This window comes from Streptomyces sp. LUP30, assembly GCF_001746365.1.
In the GTDB taxonomy this organism is placed as follows: Bacteria; Actinomycetota; Actinomycetes; order Streptomycetales; family Streptomycetaceae; genus Streptomyces.
On the sequence record NZ_MJAJ01000042.1, the window covers coordinates 42,854 to 56,551 of the forward strand.

Annotated in this window: 12 protein-coding genes and 1 riboswitch; of the genes, 4 read left to right on the forward strand and 8 right to left on the reverse strand. The window is 72.4% G+C overall.

What is annotated here, in order from left to right:
- Positions 1–76 precede the first annotated feature (76 nt).
- Genes BG482_RS28510 through BG482_RS28520 form a run of 3 tightly spaced genes read right to left on the reverse strand, consistent with a single transcriptional unit; the run spans position 77 to position 2,624 of the window.
- On the reverse strand, positions 77–1,366 hold the full coding sequence (locus BG482_RS28510) for a bifunctional 3,4-dihydroxy-2-butanone-4-phosphate synthase/GTP cyclohydrolase II (protein ID WP_069772029.1): 1,290 nt from the start codon (positions 1,364–1,366) through the stop codon (positions 77–79).
- On the reverse strand, positions 1,363–2,004 hold the full coding sequence (gene pnuC / locus BG482_RS28515) for a nicotinamide riboside transporter PnuC (protein ID WP_069772030.1): 642 nt from the start codon (positions 2,002–2,004) through the stop codon (positions 1,363–1,365). Before pnuC ends, BG482_RS28510 begins: the two co-directional genes overlap by 4 nt.
- Positions 2,001–2,624 carry a riboflavin synthase gene (locus BG482_RS28520; RefSeq protein ID WP_069772031.1) on the reverse strand — a complete coding sequence of 208 codons (624 nt, stop codon included), beginning with the start codon at positions 2,622–2,624 and terminating at the stop codon, positions 2,001–2,003. The genes pnuC and BG482_RS28520 overlap by 4 nt, the downstream gene beginning before the upstream one ends.
- Before the next feature lie 146 nt (positions 2,625–2,770).
- Positions 2,771–2,901, reverse strand: a riboswitch (FMN riboswitch).
- A gap of 738 nt (positions 2,902–3,639) precedes the next feature.
- Here BG482_RS28520 and BG482_RS28525 point away from each other — a divergent pair.
- A complete protein-coding gene (locus tag BG482_RS28525; protein WP_069772032.1) occupies positions 3,640–4,383 on the forward strand; it encodes an SDR family oxidoreductase in 744 nt (247 codons plus the stop codon).
- Here BG482_RS28525 and BG482_RS28530 read toward each other — a convergent pair.
- Positions 4,356–5,672 carry an ROK family transcriptional regulator gene (locus BG482_RS28530; protein WP_069772033.1) on the reverse strand — a complete coding sequence of 439 codons (1,317 nt, stop codon included), beginning with the start codon at positions 5,670–5,672 and terminating at the stop codon, positions 4,356–4,358. The genes BG482_RS28525 and BG482_RS28530 overlap by 28 nt on opposite strands.
- Positions 5,673–5,805: 133 nt before the next feature.
- Here BG482_RS28530 and BG482_RS28535 point away from each other — a divergent pair, with 133 nt between their 5' ends.
- Positions 5,806–7,026, forward strand: coding sequence for an MFS transporter (locus BG482_RS28535; protein WP_069772034.1), 1,221 nt, complete (start codon positions 5,806–5,808; stop codon positions 7,024–7,026).
- Here the strand turns inward: BG482_RS28535 and BG482_RS28540 are convergent.
- Positions 6,986–7,444 (reverse strand): thioesterase family protein, encoded by a 459-nt coding sequence (locus BG482_RS28540; RefSeq protein WP_069772035.1) that lies wholly within the window; start codon positions 7,442–7,444, stop codon positions 6,986–6,988. The genes BG482_RS28535 and BG482_RS28540 overlap by 41 nt on opposite strands.
- A 130-nt stretch (positions 7,445–7,574) precedes the next feature.
- Here BG482_RS28540 and BG482_RS28545 point away from each other — a divergent pair, with 130 nt between their 5' ends.
- Both BG482_RS28545 and BG482_RS28550 read left to right on the forward strand, forming a co-directional pair.
- Complete coding sequence (locus BG482_RS28545) at positions 7,575–8,954, forward strand: uracil-xanthine permease family protein (RefSeq protein WP_069772036.1); 1,380 nt, start codon at positions 7,575–7,577, stop codon at positions 8,952–8,954.
- Positions 8,955–9,062: 108 nt separating this feature from the next.
- On the forward strand, positions 9,063–9,785 hold the full coding sequence (locus BG482_RS28550) for a DUF5995 family protein (protein WP_306287006.1): 723 nt from the start codon (positions 9,063–9,065) through the stop codon (positions 9,783–9,785).
- A 19-nt stretch (positions 9,786–9,804) separates the two neighbouring features.
- Here the strand turns inward: BG482_RS28550 and BG482_RS28555 are convergent, their stop codons facing one another.
- From BG482_RS28555 to BG482_RS28565, 3 genes are all read right to left on the reverse strand, one after another.
- A complete protein-coding gene (locus tag BG482_RS28555) occupies positions 9,805–11,517 on the reverse strand; it encodes an NAD(P)/FAD-dependent oxidoreductase (protein WP_069772037.1) in 1,713 nt (570 codons plus the stop codon).
- A 53-nt stretch (positions 11,518–11,570) separates the two neighbouring features.
- Positions 11,571–12,359: a carbon-nitrogen hydrolase family protein gene (locus BG482_RS28560; protein ID WP_069772038.1), complete on the reverse strand. Its 789-nt coding sequence runs from the start codon at positions 12,357–12,359 to the stop codon at positions 11,571–11,573.
- 187 nt (positions 12,360–12,546) lie between these two features.
- Positions 12,547–13,656: an MFS transporter gene (locus BG482_RS28565; protein ID WP_079142247.1), complete on the reverse strand. Its 1,110-nt coding sequence runs from the start codon at positions 13,654–13,656 to the stop codon at positions 12,547–12,549.
- Between the last annotated feature and the right edge of the window lie 42 nt (positions 13,657–13,698).

Consider the following 13,698-nt stretch of genomic DNA (forward strand, 5'->3'; position numbering starts at 1 on the left):
CTCTGGTGCCGTGCTCACTGGTCGTGCGTGCTGGTCGTGCGTGCTGGTCTGCGTGCGGTCGTTTGCCGATCGCCGGTCACTGGTTGCCGCAGGGGGACACGGGGACCGCGTCCAGCCAGGGCAGGTCGTGTCCCATCCGGTCCCGCTTGGTGCGCAGGTAGCGGATGTTGTGTTCGCCCGCCTGCACGGGCATGGGCTCGCGCCGGGTGACCTCGATGCCGTGCCGGACGAGCGCCTGCGTCTTCTCGGGGTTGTTGGTCATGAGGCGGACGCTGTGCACGCCGAGGTCGTCGAGGATCTGCGCGCCGGCCCCGTAGTCGCGGGCGTCGGCGGGCAGACCCAGCTCCAGGTTGGCGTCCAGGGTGTCGTGGCCCTGCTCCTGGAGCTCGTAGGCGCGCAGCTTGGACAGCAGGCCGATGCCCCGGCCCTCGTGGCCGCGCAGATAGACCACCACGCCCCGGCCCTCGCTCTGGATGCGCTCCAGGGACGCGTCGAGCTGGGGGCCGCAGTCGCAGCGCTGGGAGGCGAAGATGTCGCCGGTGAGGCACTCGGAGTGGACGCGGACCAGGACGTCCTCGCCCTCGCCGATCTCGCCGTGGACGAGGGCGACGTGCTCGACGCCGTCGACGGCCGAGCGGTAGCCGTACGCGGTGAACGTGCCGTGGACGGTGGGCAGGCGGGTCTCGGCCTCGCGCCGCACGGTGGGCTCGGAGCCGCGGCGGTAGGCGATGAGGTCCTCGATGGAGATGATCGTCAGCCCGTGCTTGCGGGCGAAGGGGATCAGTTCCGGCAGCCGGAGCATCCGGCCGTCCTCGCCGGCGATCTCCACGATCGCGCCGGCCGGCCGCAGGCCCGCGAGGCGGGCGAGGTCGACGGCGGCCTCGGTGTGGCCGTCGCGGGTCAGCACGCCGCCGGGCTTGGCCCGCAGCGGGAAGACGTGCCCGGGCCGGACGAAGTCGTCCGCCTGGGACCGGCCGCTCGCCAGCAGCTGGAGGGTGGTGGCGCGGTCGGCCGCGGAGATGCCGGTGGTGACGCCATGGGCGCCGCTCGCGTCCACGGAGACCGTGAACGCGGTCTTCATCGACTCGGTGTTGTCCTCGACCATCTGCGGGAGCTTCAGCCGCTCCAGCTCGTCGGCCTCCATGGGGGCGCAGATCAGGCCCCGGCACTCGCTCATCATGAAGGCGACGATCTCGGGGGTGGCCTTCTCGGCGGCGACCACGAGATCGCCCTCGTTCTCGCGGTCCTCGTCGTCGACGACCACGACGGGGCGGCCGGCCGCGATGTCGGCGATGGCCTGCTCGACCGGGTCGAGGGAGAAGTCCTCGACGCCCTCGGCGCTGTAGAGGATCGGTGCTGTGCTCATGCCGGCGCTCCTTCCAGAGCGGGTTGCGAGGCCTTGCGGGAGCGCAGCCACCAGTCGCGCATGCCCCACAGGACGAGCGCGCCGTAGATGACGTACACGAAGCCGGAGAAGGCGTAGCCGTTGGCGAAGTTGAGGGGTACGCCGACGACGTCCACGAGGAGCCAGGCGATCCAGAACTCGACCATGCCGCGCGCCTGGGCGTACATGGCGACGACGGTGCCGACGAAGATGTAGGCGTCCGGCCAGGGGTCCCAGGACAGCGACGGGTAGGCCTTGAAGAGCAGGGCGACGGCTACGGTGCCGAGGGCGGCGGCGCCGACCATGGCCGCACGCTCGGCCCAGGTGGCGAAGCGGGGGGTGATCTGCCCGTCCGCGGAACGCCCCTTGCTGCGGTTCCACTGCCACCAGCCGTACAGGGCGACCACCATCACGACGACCTGCTTGCCGGCGCTGCCGGCGAGATGACCGTAGAAGGCGACGAAGAGGACGAGGCCGGAGAGGAACTGCACCGGCCAGGTCAGCAGCGAGCGGCGCCAGCCGAGCGCGAGCGTGATCAGGCCGAGGATGTTCCCGATCATGTCCGACCAGATGATGTGCTGGTCGAACATGACGAACGCCTCGGAGTTCAGCCAGTTCACAGCGCCGCTCCCCGCGTGCCGGCCGTGCCCTGCGTGGTGGCGAGCAGTCGCTCCACGTACTTGGCGACGATGTCCACCTCGAGGTTGACCGGGTCGCCGGGCTGCTTGAGTCCGAGCGTGGTCAGGGCGAGGGTGGTGGGGATGAGGCTGACCGTGAAGTGGTCGAGGCCGGCCTCGACGACCGTCAGGCTGATGCCGTCGACCGTGATCGAGCCCTTCTCCACGACGTACCGGGCGAGGCCGTCGGGCAGGGAGATCTTGATGATCTCCCAGTTCTCGGAGGGCTTGCGCTCCAACACCGCGCCGGTGCCGTCGACATGGCCCTGCACGATGTGCCCGCCGAGGCGCGCGCCGACGGCGGTGGGGCGTTCGAGGTTGACCGGGGAGCCGACGCCGAGGGCGCCGAGGCTGGAACGGTTCAGGGTCTCCGCCATGACGTCGGCGGTGAACTCGTTGTTCTCGTTCTCGACGACGGTGAGACAGACCCCGTTCACGGCGATGGAGTCGCCGTGCTTCGCTCCGTCGGTCACGACGGGGCCGCGGAGCCGGAAGCGGGAGGCGTCGCCGAGATTCTCGACGGCGGTGACCTCACCCAGCTCTTCGACGATTCCGGTGAACACTTCCCGGGTCCTCCTGCCTCTTCGGGCACGGACTCCGGGGCCTGTCGATGACGACAGCAGGTACGGGCGAGAGCACCGGGGGCGACGCCGGACAGACTCGTCCACGGACGAGTACGTATACGGCGGCGCGCACGAATGCCCGCCCGCCGCGCACTGCCTCCCATCCGGACTTTAACCGTCGGTCCAGGAATTTCACCTGGTCAACCGGCCGCTGGAAGCGGCCGGGTCGCGGACTGTAACCGCCGGTTCGGACTTTCACCGACCCCGGAGTGCGCTGCTTTAGGTACAGGGCCAGTGTGCCACGCCCGATCGGGGTCCATACAGGTGAAGTGTGTGGGGTGGCTCACAGAGCGTCGCGACAGCACGCATGCCCGTAACCCTTACTGGTCCATACCTATTGACGCACTGGTCTAGTCCTTTCTAGGGTCGAGGCCTGCGACCCGGCGGCGGTGACGACGGCCCTTGCCCGCCGCCGGGTCCCCTCGTCCGGCCGATCGCGCGGCTCTGGCGGGGTGACGCCATGACGACCGCGAGGGCCGCCGAGTTCGAGGCCCGTCGCCCCCGTCTGTTCGGGTTGGCCCATCGCATGCTCGGCTCGGCCCACGAGGCGCAGGACGCCGGTCCAGGACGCCTGTCTGCGGTTCAGCGGCGCCGACCGCGCGGGGATCGCGTACCCGGCGGTCCTGGCCGGCCAGGACCGCCGCCGGCCTCTGCCTGAACCGGCTCACGTCGGCGCGGGCGCGCCGCGGGTCGTACGTCGGCACCTGGCTGCCCGAGCCGGTCGTCACCTCCGACGCCACGCTCGGCCCTCTGGAGTCGGCGGAGCAGCGTGAGGTGGTCTCCCCGACGGGGAGATCTCGGGCGTGCACGCGGTGATGAATCCGGACAAGCTGGCCTTCGTGGAACGGCGACTGGGCCGGGCACAGCGGCGGCTGTCACATTCCGGGGCGCCGCTCGGTCCCAGCTGCGAAGGGCGCTCCGACCGGGAGCGTCCGGCAACCGAAGGGACCGAACGATGACCACGATCCTGGTGACCGGCGGCACCGGAACCCTCGGCCGACTCGTCACCGAGCGGCTGCGGGCCGAAGGACACGAGGTGCGGGTACTGAGCCGGCACACCCCGCCGTACGCCGTCGACCTGCGCGAGGGCGGGACTGCGCTGGACGCGGCCGTCACGGGCGTGGACACCGTCGTGCACTGCGCGAGCTCGCCGCGCGGCGGTGACGAGCGGGCGGCCGGGCATCTGATCGCCGCGGCGCGCCGGGCCGGGGTGCGGCATCTGGTCTACATCTCGATCGTCGGGGTGGACCGGGTGCCGTACGGCTACTACCGGGCGAAGCTCGCCGTGGAGAAGCTGGTGGAGGAGTCGGGGCTGGGCTGGACGGTGCTGCGCGCCACGCAGTTCCACGACCTGCTGGTCCAGGCGTTCCAGGCGCTGGCCAGGGTGCCGGTCCTGCTGCTGCCCGCCGGGGTGAGCGACCAGCCGGTGGAGGTGGCCGAGGTCGCCGACCGGCTCGCGGAACTGGCGGTCGGCGCGCCCTCCGGACGGGCCGAGGACATGGGCGGCCCCGAGGTGCGCACCGCGGAGTCGCTGGCCCGCGCGTTCCTGGAGGCGAGCGGCCGGCGGTGCGCCGTGCTGAACGTGCCCCTGTTCGGCGCGGCCTACCGGGGCTTCCGCTCGGGCGGCCATCTCGCCCCGGAACAGGCCGTCGGCAAGGGCACGTTCGAGGACTACCTGGCGACACGCATCCGTCGCTGACCCGCACCCGGCAGGCCGGGGGCCTCCCGCTCGTCGCTGCCGAACAGTTCGTCCTGCGCGGACTCGCGGGCCGTGAGCAGCGCCCCGCGCAGGACCGCGCCGCCGCCCAGGGCGCTGGGGCGCACCTCCGTGGGCAGGGGAGCCATCAGGCGCAGCCGCCGTGCCACCCGGAGCGCCAACTCGTCGCCGCCCGCCCGGCCGACCTCACCGCCGAGGACCACACAGCCGGGGTCGAGGACGGCGACGACGGACGCGACCCCGAGGGCCAGCCGGTCGGCGAGGGCGTCGAGGAACCGGTCGGCGGGGGCGCCCGGGAGCCGGTCGGCGGGGGCGTCCCGCAGACGGTCGGTCGAGTCGTCCGGCAGAGGGCGGTCGGCGTCGGTGGTGCGGACCGCGTCCACCGCCTGGCGCACCAGCTCCGCCGCCACCGGTTCGCCGGCCCGGGCCCGTGCCGTCAGGCCGTGCTCCGCGGCCAGGGCGGTGATCGCCGCCGAGCCGGCCAGGGAGTGGAACCCGCCCTCGCAGCCCGTGGCCGAGGGCAGGCCGTCGGTGCCGGGCACCGGGAGGAAGCCGATCTCGCCCGTGCCGCCGGAGGCTCCCCGGCGCAGGCCGCCGTCCAGCACGACGGCCGCGCCGATGCCGTGGCCGAGCCAGAGCAGGACGAAGGTGTCGCGATCGCGGGCGCAGCCCTCGTGCTGCTCCGCGAGGGCTGCGAGGTTGGTCTCGTTCTCGACGTGTGCGCGGGCGTCCGGGAACCGTTCCTGCAGGGCGGCCACCAGACGTCGGTGCCATTCGGGCAGCCCGCTGGAGTCGCGCAGTTCGCCGCTGACCGGGTCGATCAGGCCGGGCGCGCCGATGCCCAGGGTGTGCAGCGGGTCGGCCCCGGCCTCCTTCGCCGCCCGTTCGACCAGGGTGACCGCCCGCTCGACGGCCGTCCCCGTGCCGGTGTCGTCGCCGATCGGCACGGACCCCTCGGCGAGCACCCGGCCGACGAGGTCGGAGACGAGCACCGCGACCCCCTCGGTACGCACGTCCAGGGCGGCCAGATGGGCGCGGCCCGCGACGATGTCGTAGAGCTTCGCGTTCGGTCCGCGTCGCTGCTCGCCCGTCTCCCCCGCGACCTCGATCAGTCCGGAGGCGGTGAGGCGTTCGACGAGGTCGGCGACCGTGGGCCGGGACAGACCGGTGAGCTGTTTCAACTGCCCTGCCGTCAACGGGCCTTCGCGTTGCAGCAGCCGCAGGGCGAGCCGGTCGTTGATGACCCGGGCGGTGCTCGGGGATGCGGGCATGGCGGGAATCCTCCCACGGCCGAGGGGGACTCGGTCGATGCGTCGTGACCGGCCCCTCTATTTATCAGGCAGGGTTCCTGATAGTTTACGTCGGCATCGCGACGAGGCGACGCGGACCCGGAAAGGGCGAGGAATGAGCGGAGCGGGCGACGTGGTCCACACCCCGGCGCAGGTGCGGCGGGCCCGGTACGCCGTGGCGGCCGTGTTCACCGTCCACGGCGCGGTCACCGGTTCGTTCGCCACCCGGGTGCCGTGGATCCAGGATCACGCCGGCGTCTCCACCGGGCAGCTCGGGTTCGCCCTGGCCTTCACCGCGTTCGGCGCGGCCTGCGCCATGCCGCTGGCCGGCTCGATCACCCATCGCTTCGGCAGCCGGCCCGCGCTGCGCGGCCTGCTCGCGCTGTGGACGCTGTCGCTGACCCTGCCCGCCCTCGCGCCGAATCTGCCGCTCCTGTGCCTGGCGATGTTCACGTACGGGGCCGCCGCGGGCACCGCGGACGTCGCGATGAACGCTCTCGGCGTCGAGGTGGAACGGCGACTCGACAGGTCGATCATGTCGGGCCTGCACGGCATGTGGAGCGCGGGCGCCCTGGTCGGCTCGGCGGGCGGGACGCTCGCCGCGCACCTCGGCTCGGACGCACGGCTGCATCACGCGCTCGCTGCGGCCGTCCTCACCGTCCTCGGACTCGTCGCCTGCCGATGGGTGCTGGACATCAGGCCCACCGAGGACGAGGAGCCGCCGCCGCGGTTCGCGCTGCCGCCCCGCTCGGCCCTGCTGATCGGCGCCGTCGGGTTCTGCGCGGTGTTCGCCGAGGGCGCGAGCCTGGACTGGTCGGCGGTGTACCTGCGCGACCGGCTCGCCTCCTCGGCCGGGGTCGCGGCGGCCTGCACGACCGGCTTCATGTTCACCATGGCGGTGGCCCGGATCGCGGGGGACGCGGTGGTGAACCGGTTCGGTGCGGTGCGCACCGTGCGCGCCGGGGGCGTCCTGGCCGCCCTGGGCGGTCTGCTGATCGTCGTCGCGGGTCATCCGGCGGTGGCGATCGGCGGTTTCGGGCTGATGGGGCTCGGCATCGCGGTCGTCGTACCGCTGTGCTTCGCCGCGGCCGGGCACAGCGGGCCCAACCCCAGCCAGGCCATCGCCGGCGTCGCGACCATCACGTACACCTCCGGACTGATCGCCCCCAGCCTGATCGGCGGAGTGGCGCAGGCGACGAGCCTGATGGTGTCGTTCGTCGTCGTGACGGTGCTCGCGTGCGGGCTGGTGGCCTTCGCCGGTGTGCTGCGCGGCGGCGAGCGCACGGGCGCGAAGGTCAGTCCGCGGGCCGCAGCAGTGCCCGGCCCCCGGTCCTGAGGGTCTCGCTCCACGGCGCGGGGCGCATGGTCGCCGGGTCCAGCCGGACGAGGACCCGTTCGCCGCGCGCGTAGGTCAGCGTCCCGTCCGTCGAGCAGAACCGGAAGCCGTACGTCAGCCCGGTGGTGCCGAGCCGCTCCAGCCACAGGTGCACGGCGTAGGCGCCCGGCTTGGTGACCGGGGCCTCGTAGCTGACGCGCAGTTCCTTGACGGCGTTGCAGGCGTCGCCCGCCGTGGCCCAGTCGCCCTCGAAGCGGACGCCGTACTCCTGCCACAGCTCGGTCCAGGCGCGTTCGACCATCAGCGGGTAGCGGGCGTTGTGCAGCAGTCCGAGCGCGTCCAGGTCGTCGAAGTGGACGGTGACGGGGACGAGCCGGCCGTACGTCACAGCGGGGGCGGGCGGGGCTTCGGCGGTCACGACGGACTCTCCTGTGCATGTATGAGGCAACGACCATTATCCTAAGCCGCCCCTAAGCGGTCGCTCACCCTCCCGTCGCACGGGAGGATGAGCGCGACAGCCACTCCCTCATGAAAGCGAACCCCCGACCATGGATCTCGGCGTCCGCTGGAAACTGCACGGCGACGGACGTACCCCAGCGCCCGGCGCGGTGGTCCGCCCCGACGAACGGCTGTCCTGGCCGCGTACGTTCGGCCTGGGCGCCCAGCACGTGGTGGCCATGTTCGGGGCGAGTTTCGTGGCGCCGGTCCTCATGGGACTGGACCCCAACCTCGCCATCATGATGTCCGGCGTCGCGACCGTCGTCTTCCTGCTCGCGACCCGCGGCCGGGTGCCCAGCTATCTCGGGTGCTCGCTGTCCTTCGTGGGCGTGGCGGCGGTCATCCGGGCACAGGGCGGGACGAGCGCCACGGTCACCGGAGCCGTCTTCGTCGTCGGGGCCGCGCTGTTCGCCGCCGGGCTGGCCGTGCAGCGGTTCGGGGCGCGGATCATCCACGCCGCGATGCCGCCGATCGTGACGGGCGCCGTGGTGATGCTGATCGGCTTCAACCTCGCCCCGGTCACCGCCTCGACCTACTGGCCGCAGGACCAGTGGACCGCGCTGCTGGTGATGGCGTTCACCGCCGCGGCCGTGGTCTGTCTGCGCGGGTTCTGGTCGCGCATCGCCATCTTCCTCGGGCTCGTGCTCGGCTATGCCGTCTCCTGGGCCTTCGACCGGATCTTCGGCCGCATCCACTCCGCCGACGCGAGCGGCAGGGTCACCGACCACTGGCGGCTCGACCTGTCCGGTGTCGGTCACGCCGACTGGATCGGCCTGCCGTCCTTCCACGGCCCGTCCTTCGACTGGTCGGCGGTTCTGGTGGCCCTGCCGGTCGTCATCGCGCTGGTCGCGGAGAACGCCGGGCACGTCAAGGCGGTCGGCGAGATGACCGGCGAGAACCTGGACGACCGGCTCGGCACGGCGATCTCCGCCGACGGCGTCGGCTCGATGCTGTCCACCGCCCTGGGCGGCCCGCCCAACACGACCTACTCCGAGAACATCGGCGTGATGGCCGCGACCCGCGTCTACTCGACGGCCGCCTACTGGGCCGCCGCAGGCTTCGCCCTCCTGTTCGGCCTGTGCCCGAAGTTCGGCGCGATCGTCGCCGCGATCCCCGGCGGCGTCCTCGGCGGGATCACCGTCATCCTGTACGGCATGATCGGCCTGCTCGGCGCGCAGATCTGGCTCAACGCCGGCGTCGACCTGCGCAACCCGCTGAACCTGGTGCCGGCCGCGGCGGGCATCATCATCGGCGTCGGCAACGTGACGATGAAGTTCACCGACACGTTCTCGCTGAGCGGCATCGCGCTCGGCACCGTCGTCGTCATCACCGGCTACCACGCGCTGCGCGCGTTCGCGCCCGCCCATCTCACGACGCCGCGGCCGCTGCTGGACGAGGGCACCAGCAGCTACGACGACGCGGGCGCATAGGCGCACGGCGGGCCGAACCCGCCCGGCACTGCGGGCTCGTTCCCCCGTTCCGGGGAAGCGCCGGGCTCGCCGACCCGCGGGGCCGCCCAGGGCTGCGACCCTGCCCCCATGCCGCAATGCGAACAGTTCACCGCGCCCGTCGAGCCGGACGCCGACACGGCGGGCCCGCCCGGCGCGAACGTCGACGACGTGCTCGCCCGGATGCGCGCCCTCGACGCGACCCTGCCCGCCCACGACGGGGTCGCGGTCTTCAACCGCGTCTACCTGGCGGTGACCCAGGAGGTGGCCCGGCGCATCGACAGGGGCCGGTTCCCCGACCCGCGCGCCGCGATCACGCTGGACGTACGGTTCGCGCAGCGCTACCTGGACGCCGTCGACCCGGTGACGTCGGACCGGCGCGCACCCGCCTGCTGGCGTCCGCTGCTGCAGTTCCGCCGCCATCCCGGCGTACGGCCGCTGCAGTTCGCGCTCGCGGGCGTCAACGCGCACATCGGGCACGACCTCGCGCTCGCCGTCGTGGACGCCTGTCACAGCCTCGGCTGCGAACCGGCCGAGCTGGAGGACGAGTTCGACCGGGTGGGCGATCTCCTCGTCTCGCTGGAGGAGCGCGTCCGCGAGGACCTGATGCCGGGCCCGGACCTGTTGCAGATCGCCGATCCCCTCACCCACCTGCTCGGCTCCTGGAGCCTGGAGCGCGCCCGGGACGCCACCTGGACGGCGGCCCGGGCCCTGTGGGCGCTGCGCCGGCTCCCGGACGTGGCCCAGGAGTTCACCGAGCGGCTCGACACGGCCGTCGGCTTCGCGGGACGGATGATGCTCACCCCGCTCTGAGGTTTCGGGAAAGGGGACCTCAGTCCTCCGGCAGCTCCACGGGAGCGATCTCGTCGTACACGTCGCCGGGACCGGGGTTGGTCGCGTCGGTCGACCCGCCGAAGTGGTGCATCACGCCCCAGACCGCGTTCAGCGCGGTCTGGACCGCGCCCTCGGCCCAGCCGGCCGTCCAGGAGATGTCGTCGCCGGCCAGGAAGATGCCCCGCTTGTCCTCGGGCAGACGGTCCTGCATGAAGTGCGTGAACAGGCGGCGCTGGTAGCGGTAGTGGCCGGGCAGGTTCGCCTTGAACGCCCCCATGAAGTAGGGCTCGTTCTCCCAGGAGACCGTCACCGGGTTGCCGATGACGTGCTTCCTGATGTCGACGTTCGGATAGATCTCGCCGAGCGACTTCAGCATGACCTCCATCCGCTCGTTCGCCGACAGCGGCAGCCACTTCAGGCTGTCGTCGCACCAGGTGTAGGACAGGCAGATGACGGCGGGCTTGTCGGGGCCGTCGTCGAGCAGGTACGTCCCGCGCGTCATGCGGTCGGTGAGCGTCATCGACATGACGTCCCGGCCGGTCGGGTTTCCCTGGTCGTCGACGGCCTTGTCCCGCCAGAAGGGCCGGTCCACCGGCACGAACAGCTTCGAGGACTCCATGTAGTGCGTGCGCTCGATGGCGGTCCAGTGGTCGATCGGGAAGAGCGAGTCGTCACAGGCGATCTTCGACAGCAGCATCCAGGACTGGGCGGTGAAGATCGCCGCCCGGTAGGTGCGGATGTCACCGGCCGCGTCCGTCACCGTGATCCGGTTGCCGGCGGTGCGGTGCAGCCGGGTCACGGCCGGGCGCGGCTCGCCGCCCTCGTGCAGGCTCGCCAGCGAGGTGCCGTACGCCCAGTGGACGATCTTCTGCGGCTCGCGCTCCCAGAGCCGCAGCGGAAGCTGCTGGCTGCCGCCCACGATCCCGCGGTGGTGGTCGTCGGCCTCCGTGTAGACGACCCGCAGGATCTCCAGGATGGAGTTCGGGAAGTCGGTGTCCCAGCCGCCCGTGCCGAAACCGACCTGGCCGAAGATCTCGCGGTGGCGGAAGGACCGGAACGCCTCGGAGTCGCAGAGGAAGCCGTAGAAGGTCTGGTTGTCGAGCTTCTCGACGAGCTTCGCCCAGATCTCCCGGATGCGCGGCACATCGCGCTCGCGCATGGCCTGGTTCATGTCGGAGAAGTCCGCCCCCTCCTCCAGGCACTTGTTCCAGGCGGCCGCGACATCGCGGTAGACCTGCGGAAGGTCGTCGACCGTCTCGGCGTAGTGGGACTCGCCCTTGAGGTCGACGACCGTCGAAGGCGTCGCCTCGGCGAGGGGGTTGGGGAACGGCTCGGTCCGCAGGCCCACCAGGTCGATGTAGTGCTGCAGCGCCGTGGAGGACGGCGGGAAGCGCATCGCGCCCATCTCGGCGATGAGGGAGGGGTCGCAGCCGTCGAAGCCCACGGTGCGCAGCCGCCCGCCGATCCTGTCGGCCTCGTAGACGACCGGCTTGAGGCCCATCTTCATCAGCTCGTAGGCGGCCACGATGCCCGACAGTCCGCCGCCGATGACGGCGACCTCGGCGCCGTGCTCGGTCGCGGGGATCTGGCCGAGGCCCGCCGGATGGGCGAGGAAGTCGTCGTACGCGTACGGGAAGTCCGGGCCGAACATGGTGATCGGCGGCTGCTGCTCGTCTGCGTGCTCGACGGCGTTGGGCACGGTGGACGTCATGGGGTGCGGACTCCTTGCGGCGAAGACGAACGGACTCGAAGGACGACGGGGCTTCAGACCAGGGACCCGTACAGGCCGGGGCGGCGGTCGTGCAGATACGGGTTGGCCGCTCGGGACGCCGCGAGGGCGACGGGGTCGACGTCGGCGAACACCAGTTCCTCGTCCCGTCCTGCGCGGGCCCGGACCACCCCGTCGGGCCCCGCCAGAGCGGACAGTCCGACGAACTCGAACTCCCCCTCCCGCCCGGCCCGGTTCACGTAGGCGACGTACATCTGGTTCTCGAAGGCGCGCACCGGGATCATCGACTCGGCCACGAACTGGAAGGGGTGCATCTGCGCGGTCGGCACGACGAGCAGGTCGGTGCCGGCCAGGGCGTGGGCGCGGACGTTCTCCGGGAACTCGACGTCGTAGCAGATCATCAGGCCGACGGTGAGACCGTTCAGCTCGGCCTGGACCACCGGCTGCCCGCCCGGGCGGAAGTGGTCCCGCTCGAAGCAGCCGAAGAGGTGGGTCTTGCGGTAGTTCGCGAGCCGGACGCCCTCGGCGGAGATCAGCTGCGCGGAGTTGAGGACCGTCTCGCCGTCCCGCTCGGGGTAGCCGTAGGCGATCGCGACCCCGTGTCGCGTGGCGAGCTCGGCGATCGCGTCCGCGGAGTCGCCGTCGGCGGGCTCGGCGAGCCGGGCGATGTCGTCGCCGATCGCGTACCCCGTGAGGAACAGCTCCGGCGCCACCAGCAGCGCGGCGCCCGCGGCGGCGGCCCGCTCCGCGGCCTCGTCGAGCACCTTGAGGTTCTCGACGACGGATCCGGGACGGCCGGAGCTCTGGAGCAGGGCGGTGCGCATGCGTGATCCTCACCGGGTACGAGGGGGGCGGGCGGCCGTCGCCGGAGGCCTCTGTGGAGGCGTTGCGGGGGCCAGATAGACGGTACGGTCGGCCGCGCGGGCCGGACAAGAAGCAGCCGTTGCGCACCGGTGAGCGGATCGTTGCGTGCACGGGGGGCGCGACGGCGATTCGTTGCGTGGCGCGTGCTCACCGCTTCCTCCCCCGGGCCGCCGCCAGGGCCACGGCCAGGGCCGTCGTCAGGTACGGCACCGCGCACAGGGCGAACGCGGCGCCGTGCCCGAAGGCCGACCCGAGGAGCCCGTACGCGCCGTACACCGCGATGGTCACCAGCTCGGTGCCCAGGCCCGCGACCGAGGTCAGGGTGGCCCGGCCGGCGCCCTCGATGCGGCGCTGGAGCCGGACGTCCGCCAGGACCGTCGCGAGCTGGAAGCCGCCGAAGGCGAGGGCGACGAGGGCGATTCCCGCGGGTCTTCCCATGAGGGCGCCGGCCGCCAGGGCGAGCGCCGCGCCCGTGAGGAGCGCCGCGAGTCCGGCGCGGCCCAGCCGTTCCGCCGCGCCGGACAGCAGGCTGCCGGCCGTGACGCCGGCCCAGATCAGCACGAGGAGGTAGGGGACGTCGGCGTCGGGGACGCCGGTCTCCCCGACCAGCAGCGGGGTGTACTCGTCGAGGGCGCCCCACACCGCGGTGACGGCCGGCACGAGCAGCAGGGCGCCGAGGACCGAACGGTCCCGGCGGACGTCGGCGAACCCGGTGCGCAGGGTGGCGGCCCAGCCGTCCTCGGACGGGGCGGCCGGGGCGCGGTGCTCGGGGAAGCGGGTCGCGGCCGCGGCGCAGAGCAGGCTCGCCAGCACGCTGGCCGCGCCGACGGCCCGGTAGCCGCCCGCCGAGAGCACCGGCCCGGCCAGTGCCGTAGCCGCCATCACGGCCGCCTGGCCCAGCGCATGGGCGCGGCCCATCACCCGGGCGTACCGGTCCGCGGCGCCGGCCCGTTCCAGCTCCTCGTAGACCAGCGCCTCCAGCGCACCGGAACCCAGCGCGCCGCGCGCCCCCCACAGGACGAATCCGGCCGCGAAGGCCCAGTACGACGGGAACAGCACCCACAGGGCGAAGCCGGCCGCGCCCAGCAGGGGGCCGATCCACAGCAGCATCCGCCGGGACACGGCGTCGGCCCAGGCCCCGGAGGGAACCTCCAGCAGGACGCCGGTCAGCGACCACAGGACGAAGAGGGAGGAGATCCGTGCGACGGACAGCCCGCTGTCCGCGAACAGCAGCACGTACACCGGGTAGAGCAGCACGAACTCGTCGAGGAACGCGTACGCGTAGAGCGCGGCGGTCAG